At 49.5% G+C, this 14,722-nt stretch carries 19 protein-coding genes, 3 tRNA genes and 1 pseudogene; all 23 read right to left on the reverse strand.

The genetic code is table 11. The features are described from left to right. Positions 1-44 precede the first annotated feature (44 nt). Positions 45-263 (reverse strand): 50S ribosomal protein L33, encoded by a 219-nt coding sequence (gene rpmG / locus GWK76_02075; GenBank protein QHU92103.1) that lies wholly within the window; start codon positions 261-263, stop codon positions 45-47. A gap of 101 nt (positions 264-364) precedes the next feature. Next, positions 365-709, reverse strand: a complete 345-nt coding sequence (locus GWK76_02080) for a hypothetical protein (protein ID QHU92104.1) — start codon at positions 707-709, stop codon at positions 365-367. Between the two features lie 68 nt (positions 710-777). Then, complete coding sequence (locus GWK76_02085) at positions 778-1,041, reverse strand: hypothetical protein (protein QHU92105.1); 264 nt, start codon at positions 1,039-1,041, stop codon at positions 778-780. Next, positions 1,038-1,736, reverse strand: coding sequence for a hypothetical protein (locus tag GWK76_02090; GenBank protein QHU92106.1), 699 nt, complete (start codon positions 1,734-1,736; stop codon positions 1,038-1,040). Before GWK76_02090 ends, GWK76_02085 begins: the two co-directional genes overlap by 4 nt. Positions 1,737-1,877: 141 nt before the next feature. After that, positions 1,878-2,983: pseudogene (locus tag GWK76_02095) on the reverse strand (DNA methyltransferase). 2 nt (positions 2,984-2,985) lie between these two features. After that, a complete protein-coding gene (locus GWK76_02100) occupies positions 2,986-3,798 on the reverse strand; it encodes a restriction endonuclease (protein QHU92107.1) in 813 nt (270 codons plus the stop codon). A gap of 262 nt (positions 3,799-4,060) precedes the next feature. Beyond that, positions 4,061-4,136 (reverse strand) — tRNA-Thr (locus GWK76_02105). An 85-nt stretch (positions 4,137-4,221) separates the two neighbouring features. Then, entirely contained in the window at positions 4,222-4,797 is a 576-nt protein-coding gene (locus tag GWK76_02110; GenBank protein QHU92108.1) for a hypothetical protein, read from the reverse strand. 36 nt (positions 4,798-4,833) lie between these two features. Beyond that, positions 4,834-5,133: a hypothetical protein gene (locus GWK76_02115; GenBank protein ID QHU92109.1), complete on the reverse strand. Its 300-nt coding sequence runs from the start codon at positions 5,131-5,133 to the stop codon at positions 4,834-4,836. A gap of 76 nt (positions 5,134-5,209) precedes the next feature. Beyond that, positions 5,210-5,294: transfer RNA gene (locus tag GWK76_02120), tRNA-Tyr, on the reverse strand. Positions 5,295-5,357: 63 nt separating this feature from the next. Continuing rightward, a tRNA-Thr gene (locus GWK76_02125) sits at positions 5,358-5,434 on the reverse strand. Between the two features lie 42 nt (positions 5,435-5,476). Next, positions 5,477-6,175: a tetratricopeptide repeat protein gene (locus GWK76_02130; GenBank protein ID QHU92110.1), complete on the reverse strand. Its 699-nt coding sequence runs from the start codon at positions 6,173-6,175 to the stop codon at positions 5,477-5,479. A 9-nt stretch (positions 6,176-6,184) separates the two neighbouring features. Next, complete coding sequence (locus GWK76_02135) at positions 6,185-6,991, reverse strand: hypothetical protein (GenBank protein QHU92111.1); 807 nt, start codon at positions 6,989-6,991, stop codon at positions 6,185-6,187. A gap of 16 nt (positions 6,992-7,007) precedes the next feature. After that, on the reverse strand, positions 7,008-8,189 hold the full coding sequence (locus GWK76_02140; protein QHU92112.1) for an RluA family pseudouridine synthase: 1,182 nt from the start codon (positions 8,187-8,189) through the stop codon (positions 7,008-7,010). A 93-nt stretch (positions 8,190-8,282) separates the two neighbouring features. Then, positions 8,283-9,464 carry a tryptophan--tRNA ligase gene (gene trpS, locus GWK76_02145; GenBank protein ID QHU92113.1) on the reverse strand — a complete coding sequence of 394 codons (1,182 nt, stop codon included), beginning with the start codon at positions 9,462-9,464 and terminating at the stop codon, positions 8,283-8,285. Then, positions 9,464-10,150, reverse strand: a complete 687-nt coding sequence (locus GWK76_02150) for an amino acid racemase (protein QHU92114.1) — start codon at positions 10,148-10,150, stop codon at positions 9,464-9,466. Before GWK76_02150 ends, trpS begins: the two co-directional genes overlap by 1 nt. A gap of 188 nt (positions 10,151-10,338) precedes the next feature. After that, positions 10,339-10,809 carry a hypothetical protein gene (locus tag GWK76_02155; GenBank protein QHU92115.1) on the reverse strand — a complete coding sequence of 157 codons (471 nt, stop codon included), beginning with the start codon at positions 10,807-10,809 and terminating at the stop codon, positions 10,339-10,341. 50 nt (positions 10,810-10,859) lie between these two features. After that, positions 10,860-11,516 (reverse strand): hypothetical protein, encoded by a 657-nt coding sequence (locus GWK76_02160; GenBank protein QHU92116.1) that lies wholly within the window; start codon positions 11,514-11,516, stop codon positions 10,860-10,862. Positions 11,517-11,630: 114 nt separating this feature from the next. Further along, on the reverse strand, positions 11,631-12,488 hold the full coding sequence (locus GWK76_02165; protein ID QHU92117.1) for an alpha/beta fold hydrolase: 858 nt from the start codon (positions 12,486-12,488) through the stop codon (positions 11,631-11,633). A 74-nt stretch (positions 12,489-12,562) separates the two neighbouring features. Next, a complete protein-coding gene (rpsI, locus tag GWK76_02170) occupies positions 12,563-12,961 on the reverse strand; it encodes a 30S ribosomal protein S9 (protein ID QHU92118.1) in 399 nt (132 codons plus the stop codon). A gap of 1 nt (position 12,962) precedes the next feature. Further along, on the reverse strand, positions 12,963-13,394 hold the full coding sequence (gene rplM / locus GWK76_02175) for a 50S ribosomal protein L13 (protein QHU92119.1): 432 nt from the start codon (positions 13,392-13,394) through the stop codon (positions 12,963-12,965). Between the two features lies 1 nt (position 13,395). Next, positions 13,396-13,782 carry a 50S ribosomal protein L17 gene (rplQ, locus tag GWK76_02180; protein ID QHU92120.1) on the reverse strand — a complete coding sequence of 129 codons (387 nt, stop codon included), beginning with the start codon at positions 13,780-13,782 and terminating at the stop codon, positions 13,396-13,398. Between the two features lie 2 nt (positions 13,783-13,784). Beyond that, positions 13,785-14,702 (reverse strand): DNA-directed RNA polymerase subunit alpha, encoded by a 918-nt coding sequence (locus GWK76_02185; GenBank protein QHU92121.1) that lies wholly within the window; start codon positions 14,700-14,702, stop codon positions 13,785-13,787. Positions 14,703-14,722: the final 20 nt, after the last annotated feature.

Consider the following 14,722-nt stretch of genomic DNA (forward strand, 5'->3'; position numbering starts at 1 on the left):
AAAAAATCACCCCTGTCTGAGGGGGTGATTCTCGCTCGATGTCATTAGCCCTTACGTGGTTTGACTTCGTTGCGGCCGAGGTTTTTCTTGGTCTCGGTGTAGGTTGCGTGCTGGCGAGCTACCGGGTCGTATTTTCGGAGTGTCAATTTGCCCTGCCCTTTGGTGGTGCGGTTTTGGGTGTTGACCGTGGTGTAGTACGTGCGGTGACCGCTCAAATCACTGACTAAACCAATCAACTTTCGCTTCGTATTCTTCTTTGCCATCTCTTTACTCGTTACGTTTATTTACAATCTTGACCGATTATAGCACAGATAATTGGGAAACGCTAGGGCGCTTGTTAAGGAAAATTGCTCTTGCTCTCGGACTAATACCAGCGAACCACCTCATCAAGTGGCCGGCGGCTGCGCGGGTGTGGCTGGTCACTCCGGCTGGCGTATCCGAGCGCCAGCATGAGAACTGGCAGGTCTTTATCCGGGTCAATGAGCTGGTGGGTTGTCAGTACCTCTGTCGCCTGATCAATCGAAAATCCCTCAATCGGACACGAGTCAATCCCCCGCTGGGCTGCCACCAGCATGGCAAAGCCAAGGGCGATGTACGCCTGGTGCGCCGACCACTGATGTAGCCCATCAGGTGTGTCCATCAGCTTGAAATCTTTCTTGGCCCACTGCTTCCAGAAGGTCTTATAGGCGGTGCGCTCGACCAGGTTCATTTGTTTTACGTCCTGGAGTATGTGATCAATGTGATCACTAAGCGCCTCGGCCGTCTTGGCGGTAAAAATCAGGAAATGACTGGCATCAAAGCGCGGCTTGTCTTGTTAATCGGCGCGCATTTTTTCAGACCCTGGCGCAGCTGCTGATCTTGGGTGACAATGACGTCGAATTGTTCAAAACCGTACGAGGTTGGCGTGAGGCGAATTGCCTCAAGGATCAGCTTCATATCTTGGTCAGAGATCTTTTTATCAGCATCAAATTTCTTGCAGGCATGGCGAAAATCCAGCGCTTTGGTAATTTCCGCTGCTGAAATGGTTGGTTTGCTGGTCATTGGCGTCCTCCTTTTTGTTGCCTAATGATATGTTGCTCTTCGGGTGTGAATCGCCGCGATTCGCGCATTTTTTGGTAAGCTTTGTTGCGCGTCCAAGCGTCGATGTGTCTGCTTTCTAGTTCAGCCAGTGTTAACTCAAAGAAGTTAACTGCCGCCGTCGCGTATAGCCAAGCTAGCCCCATCTTGACGTAATAGCCATCGTGCCTGACGTTTTGCAGCGCCGCAAAAACCTGGTCAATATGTGCTTTGTCTAGGAAATTAGTCATCAAAGAAATCACGCCGTAGCGCACCGTGAACTCGGCTTCGCTCCGCAAACATTCCAGCGCAAAGCCCCACCACACTTCGCCAGCAAAGCGCCGCTTTTTCTCGATGAACACATCAATGTGCGCCCACGAATCAACGCGCGGCAGGTAGCGCTTGGCTAGATCAATCGCCGTTTGGTCATCGAGCCGAGCGTGTGTGATCAGCAGCCCGCATAGCAGCACGTAGTCAAATGACTTGTTCTTGGCCGTTAGCAATTTGCTAATGTCCGCTGCGCTCATGTCGGGCGCTAATTCCCTCGCCAATCGCCGCAAATCCGGTATGCGCACACCGATGACCGGCATTTTGGTGTTGACGATGTGCTTGTTAAAGGCGGCGTAGGATTCGTTGCCTTGAGCGAGCGTTTCGAGTTGGCGCGTGAGGTTGTGAAGCATATGTTTATTATAACCTATAAGCGGCGCATTGCTAACGCTGCTCCCACTGTTTCGGTGAAACCCGGCACGAGCTTCATCGTAGTCACTTCTTTTATATCAAACCAGGTAGCCTAAAACAAAACCAAAACGACTTAGCTTAAGTTATTTGCTAATGATTAGCACCTCTTTTGTTTTCGAGTGTGACAAAGCGTACTTGTAGTCCCTATTAGATACCACGCACATTTTTTTACCATATTGTGAAAGTATATCACATATCTGTTCAATGCTCGGGATACCGTCGCTTCTATAAGAAATGACTATTGTGGAATCAGAAAACTTACTTATTATTTTATGGAACTCTCTTTCTATCTGATTTTTATTAGTCCACGGGTTCTTTTTCTTATTTTTTATAGGTAAATGCTTATATCTATGATTAATCTTATTGTTCCAAGTTTTGTAGTTGGCTATTCCCTCTAGAAAGTGATAGAAATCTAAGTAGTCCGTGCCTACACCGTTGCTAGAGATGTACGGTGGGTCAAGATATACTAGGTCAATGTTTTTTGAATCAAAAGTTGCTACGTCTTTATTTAGGGCAACACAATTTTTACCGTTTGAGAATATTGAGCTATTGGCTTCTGCTGCGAAATGTCGAAAACAACTTTCGAAAGACTTGTCCCATGTCGCTTTGTTGCCAAAACTGCGCTTTACTGTCGATAGTCGTAAGTACAAGTTTGCTCTATGAAATAAATTATACGGCCTTTTAATAATACACGATTGAAATAAAGAAAAATAAGCAATTGCCCTCTTATACCTATCCCCAAGAGCTCAATATTAAAAATCGTTTTATCAAGCCAAGCATTTTCCTCGTCAGTATAGAAAATTCCCTTAAACGTTTTTTGAATAAAATTAAATGAACCGCTGTCATTGTTTAATATGAATTCAATATCTTCCTCGGTTAATAATATGGAATCATTTTCTATAAGTGCAGTTCCTATTATCGAGTTGAACCTAAGAATGTCGTTATAGATAACTTCCTTTCCCTTGCGCTTCAGCATATGCGATACAGAACCGGTTCCACCAAAAGCATCAAGTGCGGTTGTAAAATTTATATCATATATATTTTCCCAAATCCAATCTGTTAATTTGTTCTTTGAACCCTGATAGCGTGTAGCTGGAAAAGGGTGCATTTCGTCAAATACAGTAATGATTTTTTCTTCTGCTAAATACGGTAAGAAGGATGGCTGAATTGCGACGTTCAGATCTCTCATAGCTACAACTCTTCGTCGATGGTGTTTAATAATTTAGCATCCGGCAGCTTTTTCTTGTATGCTACGTATTGCTTTAGATTTGAATATGGCGTATTTCCACCATCAGCCATATCACGAGTTTGGTAATACATCCAATAGTCGTCAAAAATATCTGCACCAAGTTTAGCGAACGGCCCGTTACCATTATGTAGCTTTTCTATCTCTGTGATCGAGCCAATATTTTTTGTATTTCCTGAACCTGGCCTTGAGTTGGCAATCTTATATTTTTCCTGAACAATATAATCAAAATCAGAGACAACAGAGACTATCTCCGGTAAATCATCAATCGTATATATTTTTTCTTCATCAATTTTATTGGGCTGCTGCGTATAAATGACCCCAAGAACAAGGTGGCAAGTATAATTTGAATATGGCATAGTTATATTTTTACCACTGGAACGATTGCGGAAATATCCAGTAAAAGCACCCAAGGTAAAACCGTTTACTCGAGTATTGCTGACTCGATAGGTAGATTTCACATCTACTGCAAACACAGTCCCGTCTCTCTCATCAATAAACGTAATGTCAGGATAGAAATTTTGATGCTCAGCTAGCACCATTTTTAGCTTATTGCTTCTCGCAAACTTCGAAATCGTAGGGAACAACATAAGCTCTATTATCTTAGATATGACCTTTGTATCTATTGAGATAGTATAGATATTTTTGTAAATGTCTATAAAGCCCTTAACTACCCAATCATTATTCTTGTCTTGCAAGACTTTAAGGTCACCCCTTAAGGTATTTTCTAATTTGTTCTTAAATTCTTGTACTTTCATGCTAATAGACTAATAGTAGTATACCACAAAATAACACTCGGTGCTCACTTGTATACATGGAAATAATTCTGTAGACTGTCGTCGATGTTATCGGAGGTATCTTTGTTTATTGCTTGCATTTCTGAGAATGCTTTACCTAGCGATAATAATATACCCGACAATTTACCTACCATTGTGGATCTTGGAGTTATGGCCTTACTGACATCAAGGCGCCAAAACAAAAAAACTGGCTAAAAATTTACTAGTAATCTAAAAATCAAAATGGAGCCACGATCGGGGCTTGAACCCGAGACCTCATCCTTACCATGGATGCGCTCTACCAACTGAGCTATCGCGGCATATTACTACGTCTAAAAACGGCGCAGTAACAGTTGTTATTGTATCACACTCGCATGGTCGTGCAAAGATGATGGCGAGTCGAGACTATTTCTTAGCCTTTGCTTTGGCTTCCGTTTTAGCCTGGTCTGGTGTATCAGTAGCTTTAGGGGTTGTTGGCTTATCTGCTTTGGCTGAGTCGAACTCAGATTCGATTTCGCTAAGCACGTAGCCCATAGCGGCGACCAGGGCGATGGCGACAACTCCGCTCGCAACGTCGTAGTAATGAGTGAAGAAGCTGAGAATAAAGGTGACAACGGTGGCAAGGAACGTAACGACAATGCCAGCGGTAGTAAAGAGCCAGCCTCGGGTTTGCTTGCGTCGTAGCGGTGAGATGGCCAGTCCGAAGAGGACAATTTCGGTGATCGCAAAGATCAGCGTGATGATCTGCTGCAAGCGGATGATGGCGATATTTGGTACAAATATGGCGACGCCAAAGAGGGAGATATGATCAGCTTGTGACAGTAATGACAGGGCTGAGGTTAGCGACAAGGCAGCCACCACTGCCAGCAGTGCGGCGACAATCCAGAGGTTGTCGGCGACCGCTTGGCGCGATTGCTTGGACATGCGTGGTAATGGTTTATAGAGTGCTTTGAGTGTTTTGGCAAATGGAAATCGTTTCATGATTTGATAATAGCATGTCGGGCGGCGGCGAGCAACTCAGCGTGAAGTACGGGTAGATTTTGTGGTGCGCGCTCGGGTTGGCTTGGCTGGCCGTGGCAAGCGCGGTGCAATGATGGCGTCCAGTACCGTCCAGGCGACGCTATTGACCAAGAAGACCACGCCGACGATACCGGCGATTGAGGCAGCTAGGTGTGCGGCTGAATTACTGATCAGGATTAGCCCGCCGCCGACAGTCAAGCTGATGATGGCTAGGGCGACATAGGCCTGCTGCAGTTTGAGGCGCTGATTTTTCTGCTCGTTCCAAGTGATCAGTCCTCGCTTAATAAGCTCTAACATGCTCGAAATTATAGCATTGTTTACGAGTAAAGTCAATAAAAGAGCGCCGACGGACGCTCTCTCTGAAATAACTATTTGGTGCCGGAAGTAGGACTCGAACCTACGAAGCCTGACGGCGGGAGATTTACAGTCTCCTGTGATTGCCACTACACGATTCCGGCATGGAACTTGCTGTACCGCGGCGTCCGCACGTTTTTACACGCTTGGTGCGGGGGCGACGCAAATGGAGCCGATTCAGGGATTCGAACCCAGGACCTGCTGTTTACAAAACAGCTGCTCTAACCAGCTGAGCTAAATCGGCATCTTGAATGATTGTAGCAAGTTTTGCAGCCCAAGACAAGGTCTACATGATCACTTTTCGTGATTGTTGCCGCGGCTGGCGTGCCTGCTGAGGGTGGGCTGGGTGCTGCGAATGGCGCGGGGCGGCGGCTGGTTTGTCGGGCGTGAGCATGGCCGTGGCGCGCTCGCGAAGCTTGGCGGCTTGTTCGGGCTGCTTGGTGCTGTCGTAGGCTTGAGCGAGTGTGTTCAGTGTGTGCGGCGTCGGTTCAAGCTCGGCGGCCTTCTCCAGCGCCGCCAGCATTTTCTTGGTGTTGCCTAATTTCTCCTGAACCTTGGCGTAGGCGATGTGCCGGGCGGCATGATTGGCTTCCATATCAAGCGCCTGCTCAAATGCCAGCGCCGCCTTGACATAATCTTGCGTCTCGTAGTAAATGAGGCCGACATTGTGCAGGCTCGAGGCGCTCGGCTCGAGGCTCTGGGCGATTTCAAAACATTCGATGGCGTCCTTGTAGGCGCGCTGCTTGGCGTATAAAATCCCCAGGCGGTTGTAGGCCGTGGCATTTTTCTCATCGACGCGCAGGATGGTTAGGAGTGCCTTCTCGGCACGCAGATATTTGTTTTCGCGCAGCGACTCTTGAGCGATGGCCCAGAGCTTATCGAGTTTCTCTGACAATTTAACTGGTAAGTTTTGCGCTTCGCCGACTGATGGCTGATACCAAACTGCCCACACCATAACTAGCAGGATAACTAATAATCCAGACATATGCATCCATTATACCACAATATTGAGTAGCGCCAGCCGCACATTGCCATTATGCGTCAGTCGCGTCTCGGCGGTGATGATCCGATCAAGGAGAGGCTGGTGCGCGGGGCTCGGCTGAGTTTTCATCTGAAACGCCACCATGGTGAGGAGGATGTCGATCAATTGGAGGGCTTTGGCGCGGTCGGTGAAATAGGATGGCAGCGTGCGTAGTGCTTCGTATGAGCCTGGCGTAGAGAGGATGCATTTGGCGTCAGCGGCGATGGCTTGATATTCGGACAGTAATTTCGGCGTGCGTGCTAATTGGCGGATAAGCAGCGGCCGTCCGGCGGCTAGGAACAGGATTTGGCGCCGCTCGCTGGCGGTGAGTGAGGTGGCGTCAAGTAGCGTTTCGTCCTGCACCTGCGAGGTGCGGTGCAAGGTCAGCACTTGACAGCGCGAACGAATGGTGGCCAGCAGCTGCTGTTCGTTCTCGGTCACGAGCAAAAAATGCGTGTTGGTGTTTGGCTCCTCTAGGGATTTGAGAAGCGCATTCTGTGCCGCCTCGCTCATCTGGTCGGCTGGATTGATAACGATAACGCGGCGAACCGTGGCGTGCGTGCGCAGCATGGCGATCATGGTGCGGACCTGCTCGGTTGTAATCGTGGTTTTTGCCTCCAGCGGCTGCAGCCGAAGCACCTCCGATGGTGTGAGTGTTGCTAGGTATTCAGCGGCACCCATGCCGTCCAGCCCACGCTCGGCGGTGATGATCAGTGCCTGCGGCAGTCGATCGGCGAGTTGATGTAGTGGCGTGCGGTCGCGATGTGCCAGTATTGGCATGTTCACTGGGTGCGGGTTAGGCATGAGCAGCCTCACCAGGCTCGTTCGGGGTTACGGCGACCTTTGGAAACAATTGTTGAAACTCCTCTGGAACGGCCGCTTCAAAGGTGGTTTGTTCACCTGATGGCAGCGTGATTTCTAATTTGTGGGCGTGGAGCATCAGGCGGCTGGCGCTTGGTTTGCCGTAAACGCGGTCGCCGAGAATTGGTGTGGCTAGGTGTGCCATATGGACGCGCAGCTGATGGGTACGACCGGTGGTGGGTTTGAGCTCAATCAGCGCCTGGTTGTCAGCCGCCGCCAGTACGCGGTAGGTCGTCTGGGCGGGTTTGCCGTTCGGGTTGACGCGGAAGGTGCTGGGCGCGGCTGGGTTGCGGCCAATCGGTAGGTCGATCTTCGCGGCGGCTAATTTCGGCACGCCGTCGGTCACCGCGAGGTAGGTTTTTTTGGTGGTGCGCTGGGCGAATTGCCGTTGTAAGTGGGTCGCAGCGTCAGCAGTTTTGGCGATAATCAGCACGCCCGAAGTGTCGCGGTCAAGCCGATGGACAATGCCCGGCCGGTCGGTATCCGAGGCAAACGACGTCCTGGGGCGAATAATTTCTGCCACCGTCGGCTCGGTCGATAGTCCACCTTTGGCGTGGGTCAATAGCCCGCTTGGCTTATTGACCACCATCACGTCATCATCTTCGTATAGAACCGGCAGTTCTGCGCTGGCCTGCTCCTGCTCTGGCAGCTTGACGGCGATCTCGTCAGTCTCGTCGACCTCAAATTTCGGCGTCGTTACTACGCGCTGATTGACCGAAACATGCCCGGCTTTGATGTGTTTTTGCCAAAGGCTGCGCGAAATTGACGGGTCAAAGTCCGTGGACAAGTGGATGTCCAGGCGCTGCTTGGTCGGCACAATTCGAAACATCATGACAAACTTGCCCTGAAACGGCGTCTCGGTGCAGCTCGAATCAAGCGGGTTTGGTAACATCTCGGCGTTGGCGGGCCTACCGGGCCACAATTCGTCAATTGATTCCTCGTCAATGATCGAACCGTAGAGCACAGCGAAATGCTGCTTGTTCAAGATAAACTCCGCCACAATGTGCGATTCGTCCGTCTGAACCTTCAGATGGCGCAAGGCTTTGACGGGCGTATTGTCGTCTGCCAGCTGGTACAATCTGGCGATTTTGAGGACGGTGCGCGGCAAAATTTTCACGCGGCGTGTCCTCTGCGGTTTGGGCGGCTAGACATCTGCGGCGCTTGATCTGGCGGCGTTCCCCGCTTGGTGAGACAACTTGCCATCACCATACTATCTCCGTAGCCCCACGGCCGTCTGGACGCGGTGCAAGGTTGTGTTAGCGACGAGGTTCATGTCGCGCTCGCTGGATTCCAGTTTGCGTTCGATGGCCTGCTCGTCAACTGCCGCCAGGCGCGTTTGGAAATTCGCCAAGAATTCGGCTACTTCATCAGCCACGATTCGCTTGAAGTTGCCGTAGCGCTCCATGCCGGCGTACTGGCTGATGGTCTGCTCCAAGCTGACGTCTCGTCCAGCGTCTTGGCGTACCAGGGTCAAAATCTCCAGCAGATTGGAAATGCCCGGCTGGTTGTCGCGGTCGTACTGTACTGTGCCCAGCGAGTCGGTAGTGGCACTCATGATTTTTTTGTAGGCTATCTGCGGTTCATCGCCGAGGAAAATGACGCCTTTACCGCTGTCGTCGGATTTACTCATTTTTTTGGTTGGGTTGACTAGATCTTTGATCCTCAGACCCTGGTCGTTGCCGAAGAATTGGTGCTGCTGGGCGACTGGCTTAGGTACGATGAATAAGTCGCCAAATTTGCGGTTCATCCGCTCGGCAATGTCGCGGGTAAATTCCAGGTGCTGCGTCTGGTCGTCGCCAACTGGCACGTAAGTGGCACCGTAGAGCAAGATATCGGCGGCCATCAGGACTGGGTAGTTGAACAGGCCAACAGACGCATTATTGTAAGTGGCCTTCTCTAAAGCCATTAGCATAGGAGAGTTTAATAAATGAGCAGAGGTATTGCTTTGGATAATTTCCGATATATTCCGATGATCTACTGTGGTATCCTCAGACATTTTATTGCCTATGAATTTGCGCGATTTATCCTTAAACTGCGTCATTCGGCTCATCTCGCCAAACCCGGTGAAACAGTCCAAAATCCACGCCAGCTCGCTGTGCGCCGGGACGCGGCTTTGGCGGTACAAATGAATGGCCTCGTTATCCAGCGGCAACCCCGCCGCCGTATAAATCCAGGCGTTACTGAGAATGCTCTCATACAACTTGCTGTGGTCGATTGGCGTGGTGAAGCTGTGTAGATCTGGGATGAACAGATTGATATCATAATCAGCCGAGCGGCGCTTCGCCATGTCGACAATCGGCAAAATGGCGCCAAAATAATTGCCAATGTGAATATCGTTGTTGGCGCGCACGCCAGTGAGGATGACGGGTTTGGTTGGTTTCATTGTATTCATTATAACACTCCTTTGGTTGTTAAGTAACGTAATAAAATATTCATTGGGTCAATGGTGTTTGATTTTTCGGCGAAGGCGCAGGATAGCTCGGTGCAGCCTAATAGTATCGGCGGATAGTTTGCTGCGTTTGCCTGCTCGGACTGGATTGTTATTGGTATTTTATCCAGTGCTGACTGCGGTATTGCCTGACCAGAAATTACTGCGCGAATTATTACTTCCAGCGCTTGTTCTTCGTCCTTATCCGGCGTTAATACGGTTACTCCGGCGGCTTTCAACGGCTTGTCATATAGTCCGGTGCGGATGGCTGTCGGCGACGCTAGCAATCGAATTGTTTTATGATGGCGGCTAACGTAATCAATTGCGGCATCCACCATGGAAGTTATGCGAATATTCAGCTGCCGTGCAATATCTGGCTGTAGTAAATGCGCGGTATTGCAGGCAATTATGATAACATCGTCCATCGACGCGTCAATGTTTTTCAGTTCGTTTATGATAATTTCCAAGGCTTCGCTGCGCCGCGATTCGTTGGCGATAAAATCAGGAACTGGTAGTGACAAATGAACTATATGCGGAAAATCCGTGCCAGCCTTCGCGCCGTTTGCTAGCGCCTGCCGAATTATTCGCCGGTGTAGTTTCAAGCTCGCCTGCGGTCCCATGCCGCCAATGATAATTATTCTTTGTTTCATGATTCCTCCTTTGGTTATATAAAAAAGGCCGCGCGCGGCCTCTATTCATGGTTAGTTTTTCAGAAGAAATTTACGAACAATTCAACAAGCCGCGGCGAAAACGCGTGCTTTGCCAGGCGGTGCTGATGAAGTGCCGTTTCATGGTCATGGGGTGATTATAACGCCAACGGCTAAAATCCGCGAATATTCTATAAAACAGCTCGCTTGGATATGCGCCAAACCCATAAAATGATGTAAACAGATAAACCGATTGAGAATAAGAGCGAGAGGATAGCCATCGGATTTGCTTTCCATAATATTGTCCATGTTGGCGGCGAAACGATAAATTCTACCATTGCTAAGAACCCGATTTTAGTATAAATATGCAACGATTCAGCCAGACAAACAGCGAAACCGATTACCGTGCCGAGTATAGAGGCTGAGATTAATAAAATGATATCAAGGAGCGGCGGTTTTTCTTCCTGGGTTATAAAACTATATATTAGGTAGATGATGCCTGCGCCGATGGGCCCAGTTAAATACGATACGTAGTTCCACCGCCACAGCAGCAGCCATAGACCAATTATCATTGGGATACCTAGTAAAAATGCTAATAAAATACCAATCCAGCGCGGGCGATGCCTGTGCTGTAAATTGTAATATGGAGGTTCTTGGTTCATGCTATTTAGTATAGCATTTGACAGGAAGTGTGCGGTTTGGATTTGAAGGATTATTTATCTGGCGGCTGTACTTGGCCTAGGATATTCGACAGTTCGCTAATAAGTTCGCGCAGTTGAGGGTTGCGCAAGATTGCCCGGCGAGTGGCTGGCGTCCAAATAAGTGTGCGGGAGCGTAAAGTTTCTGCCAGCGTTTCACCCGATGGCGTCAGCCGGCCTTCTTTATCCAATTGAAACAATTCAGGCAGCAGCGCGTCGCAAAGCAGTGCCAGCGGCGCTTGCGACCGGGCAATGATTCGGTCATGCTCATCGACTGGCATAGAAATTGGGTTAAATCCTAATTGCTGCAGATGGCTGGCTGCCGCCTCGGCGTTTGGCTGGTCGCTGGCGACAACCGCTCGCTGAGCGCTATTCATTAGCAAATGGACAACAGCGGCTTTTTGGTCAAGCTGACCGTTAAATCGGCGGCTGGTGTCCATAACGCTATCGTGCAAAATTATTAGACCCCTTACGGGCGGTACGGTAAAATTTTCCAGGGGCGCGCACACGTGAATAATTTCACAATCAGATAACTCTTCTATGCTGGTGTGGCGGTCGGCTATGTCAAATTCGCGGACTAGAAAGCCGTACTTCTTAGCGCACCGCACCAGTTGCGAACCCAAATCGCCCAGCGAACCGATAACGCCGATAGTTTGTTTTACTGCTGTCATGCGGTCTCCTTTGATTTTATGGGGATGGTTATATTGTTAGTATACGCTACTTGGCATCGCTATACAGATTCATTGATACGATAGTCTGGGCTTGGACCCGATCTCAATTATAGATCATTTTCTTAATCTTTTTGTGCGACTTGTAGATTTTGACGGATACTCGCCCGCAAAGTGCTGCCTGATTAGTCCGGACAAGCGCTCAGCGTATGTATCCGTTATTTCGTGCCCTTGCATGGTCATCGAGCGATGGGCGATATTCTTATGCTCTTTGGCTAGTTTCTTCAAATTCCGTTCGACGATCAGTGGGTCGAGTTTGCCTGACAGAATAGTGATTGGCAGTTTCAGTTGTGATATATCAGTCATCGTGGTTTGATTGATTATTGCCGTATTTAGAGCGGTCAGGAAGGATTTAGCAGTAATTTTATCGGCCTTAAATCCCGCGTCGGGCCATATATTATGTCGGTCGGCAAACTGTAATAGACGTTTTGAGCTCCTCGGATGCTTGTTGATGAGACCATATAAGGCGCGTAATATTTTTTCTAGATGATGGATTTTCTCGTCAATCTTAGGGTGATATATTGGCGGGCTGCATAGGATTAGTGACTGAGCTAATTTTGGATATTTTTTAGCGAGCTCTACGGCGGCCAGCGATCCCATAGAGTGGCCAATGACGATGTCAAGATGAGTGATTGATTCGCGGCGCAGAGTGGCGGCGATGCTGGTAGCTTGATCTTGGACGTTGTATGATTTCCAGTCGGGCTTTGGCGAATTGCCAAATCCCAGCATGTCAATAGCAATAACCCGCGCGTCCTTGGGCAGATATTGTGTCAATGGCTTCCAGGTGCGCCATGAGGTGCCTAATCCATGGACAAGTAAAATCGTAGTAGACTTTGGATTGTCTGGGCAGCAAAAATAATGCACATTTAAGGTGTAAGGAATACGTAGCCAGCGATGAATAATCCGGTCAAACATAGTCTTAGTATACTATGAAAATACCCCGCCTGCATATGAGACGGGGTATTTTCGAGAATTGGTTTCTCCTCTGTTTAACGCTTGGAGAATTGTTCGCGCTTGCGGGCAGAACGTAGACCGTATTTCTTGCGCTCTTTCTCGCGTGGGTCACGCTTGAGCAGCTCAGCCTTCTTCAAGACTGGGCGCAGGTCAGCGTGAGCAGCCGTCAATGCTTTAGCGATGCCAAGCTTGATGGCGTCAACTTGACCAGCGAGGCCACCACCTTTGACCAAGATGGTAACGTCGTATTCCTTTTGCTTGCTGACGACAGCTAGTGGGTCGGTCACTTCTGCTAGCAAGGTTTTATTGCCATCCAAGTACTCAGCGGCTGCTTTGCCGTTGATGGTGATGGTACCCTTGCCAGGAAGCAAGCGAACGCTTGCCGAAGCACTTTTGCGTCGTCCCAGGCCGTAGAAATAGGTATCAGTAGCCATATTACTTTACCTCAACTTTCTCTGGGGTTTGTGCTGTGTGAGCATGCTCGCTACCGGCAAATACGCGCAGGCGTTTGAGGCGTTCTGCTTGCAATTTGTTCTTTGGCAACATGCCTTTGACAGCTTCTTCAATAATTCGTTCTGGGTGGCGTTCACGCATTTCTTTGAACTGCGTTTCTTTGATGCCGCCTGGGAAACCACTGTGACGGTAGTAGTACTTGTCAGTTTCCTTGTAGCCAGTAACGACGGTGTTTGCAGCGTTGATAACCACGACGTAGTCGCCACCATCAACGTGTGGTGTGTAGGTTGGCTTATATTTACCGGTCAGGTGTTTAGCAATTTCAGTTGCCAAGCGACCGAGTGGTAATTCGCTCGCGTCAAACAATACCCAGCGGCGAGAAACGTCAGATGGTTTTTGTGAATACGTCTTCATCTTATTTCTCCTTCTTTGGCATTGGTTTGATGTCGTCGACAAACTCGATGATTGCCATTTGTGCGCCGTCGCCAACACGTAGGCGGGTGCGTTCAACGCGAACATGTCCGCTGGTGCGGCCGCCGAGTTGTGGGGCAATTTCATCAACGAGCTTGTAAGCAGCAGCGCGAGTGCTGAGTGCTGCGATCACCTGGCGGCGGCTGGCTAGATCGCCCTTCTTCGCCTTGGTGATGATTTTTTCAATGTGGCGCTTCAGCTCTTTGGCTTTCGGCAAGGTGGTCTCGATTTTGCCGTGATCAACCAGGCTGGTTGCCAGCCCTTTGAGCAAGGCTCGCCGTTGATCACGCTCACGGCCGAACTTGCGCCCTTGATATCCGTGTCTATGCATAGTTAAAACTCCAACTCCGCCATCTTGTCGCGTACTTCATCCAGCGCCTTTGAACCAAAGCCTTTCAATTCTCGCAAATCTTGCTCGGTCAAAGTCACCAGGTCGCGAATGGTGCGGATTTCATTGTTAATCAGCGCGTTCGTGGTGCGGGCGCTTAGGTTTAATTCTTCGATCGACATGTCAAGTTCAGAATCATCTGCCTCGTCGTTGCCCAGCGCTGGCGCACCAGTCACTACGGTCGAGCCTGCCAGCGCGCTATATTGACTGACGAGAATCGCTGCTGCCTCCTCAAAGGCTTCGCGCGGTGTCATCGTGCCGTCGGTCTCAACCGTCAGGGCCAGCTTCTCGAGGTTGGTCTCGTCGCCAACACGGGTCGAGTCGACCTTGTAGCGAACGCGCAGCACCGGTGTAAAGATAGCGTCGAGCGCAATCATGTCGGAGTGCAACCGATTGGCACTCGACTCTTCAATCGTCTGATAGCCACGGCCAGCTTCTGCCACCAAGTCCATGATGACGGTCTTGTTCGGATCATCAATGGTAGCGATGATGTGGTCTGGGTTAACAACTTCTACTTCGCCGTTTGCTTGGATGTCGCCAGCGGTGATAACACCACCAGTTTTTTCCAGACGCAGCTCAACTGGCTCGTCAGTGTGAACGCGGAGTCGCACACCCTTTAGGTTCAGCATGATGTCAACGACATCTTCTTTGATGCCCTCGACAGTGGTGAATTCGTGCGTCGCGCCCTCAATACGAAAGGCAACGATCGCGCCACCACGGATGCTGGAGAGCAAGACACGGCGCATTGAGTTACCTAATGTATTGCCGTAGCCGGCGTGCATCGGCTCGATCAGAAAGGTTGCACTGGTCGCGGAAACATCATCAACGCTCGCGAGTGCTGGATTGTAAATTGCTTTTGCCATAATTCTTCCCTAACCCTTCT

The organism is Candidatus Saccharibacteria bacterium oral taxon 488, assembly GCA_010202465.1.
Lineage (GTDB): Bacteria > Patescibacteriota > Saccharimonadia > Saccharimonadales > Saccharimonadaceae > Nanosynbacter.

Excerpts from the sequence above, each read along its gene's own strand:
- rpmG (QHU92103.1), bottom strand. The coding sequence starts at position 263 with ATGGCAAAGAAGAATACGAAGCGAAAGTTGATTGGTTTAGTCAGTGAT.
- GWK76_02080 (QHU92104.1), bottom strand. The coding sequence starts at position 709 with ATGAACCTGGTCGAGCGCACCGCCTATAAGACCTTCTGGAAGCAGTGG.
- GWK76_02085 (QHU92105.1), bottom strand. The coding sequence starts at position 1,041 with ATGACCAGCAAACCAACCATTTCAGCAGCGGAAATTACCAAAGCGCTG.
- GWK76_02090 (QHU92106.1), bottom strand. The coding sequence starts at position 1,736 with ATGCTTCACAACCTCACGCGCCAACTCGAAACGCTCGCTCAAGGCAAC.
- GWK76_02100 (QHU92107.1), bottom strand. The coding sequence starts at position 3,798 with ATGAAAGTACAAGAATTTAAGAACAAATTAGAAAATACCTTAAGGGGT.
- GWK76_02110 (QHU92108.1), bottom strand. The coding sequence starts at position 4,797 with ATGAAACGATTTCCATTTGCCAAAACACTCAAAGCACTCTATAAACCA.
- GWK76_02115 (QHU92109.1), bottom strand. The coding sequence starts at position 5,133 with ATGTTAGAGCTTATTAAGCGAGGACTGATCACTTGGAACGAGCAGAAA.
- GWK76_02130 (QHU92110.1), bottom strand. The coding sequence starts at position 6,175 with ATGTCTGGATTATTAGTTATCCTGCTAGTTATGGTGTGGGCAGTTTGG.
- GWK76_02135 (QHU92111.1), bottom strand. The coding sequence starts at position 6,991 with ATGCCAATACTGGCACATCGCGACCGCACGCCACTACATCAACTCGCC.
- trpS (QHU92113.1), bottom strand. The coding sequence starts at position 9,464 with ATGAATACAATGAAACCAACCAAACCCGTCATCCTCACTGGCGTGCGC.
- GWK76_02150 (QHU92114.1), bottom strand. The coding sequence starts at position 10,150 with ATGAAACAAAGAATAATTATCATTGGCGGCATGGGACCGCAGGCGAGC.
- GWK76_02155 (QHU92115.1), bottom strand. The coding sequence starts at position 10,809 with ATGAACCAAGAACCTCCATATTACAATTTACAGCACAGGCATCGCCCG.
- GWK76_02160 (QHU92116.1), bottom strand. The coding sequence starts at position 11,516 with ATGACAGCAGTAAAACAAACTATCGGCGTTATCGGTTCGCTGGGCGAT.
- GWK76_02165 (QHU92117.1), bottom strand. The coding sequence starts at position 12,488 with ATGTTTGACCGGATTATTCATCGCTGGCTACGTATTCCTTACACCTTA.
- rpsI (QHU92118.1), bottom strand. The coding sequence starts at position 12,961 with ATGGCTACTGATACCTATTTCTACGGCCTGGGACGACGCAAAAGTGCT.
- rplM (QHU92119.1), bottom strand. The coding sequence starts at position 13,394 with ATGAAGACGTATTCACAAAAACCATCTGACGTTTCTCGCCGCTGGGTA.
- rplQ (QHU92120.1), bottom strand. The coding sequence starts at position 13,782 with ATGCATAGACACGGATATCAAGGGCGCAAGTTCGGCCGTGAGCGTGAT.
- GWK76_02185 (QHU92121.1), bottom strand. The coding sequence starts at position 14,702 with ATGGCAAAAGCAATTTACAATCCAGCACTCGCGAGCGTTGATGATGTT.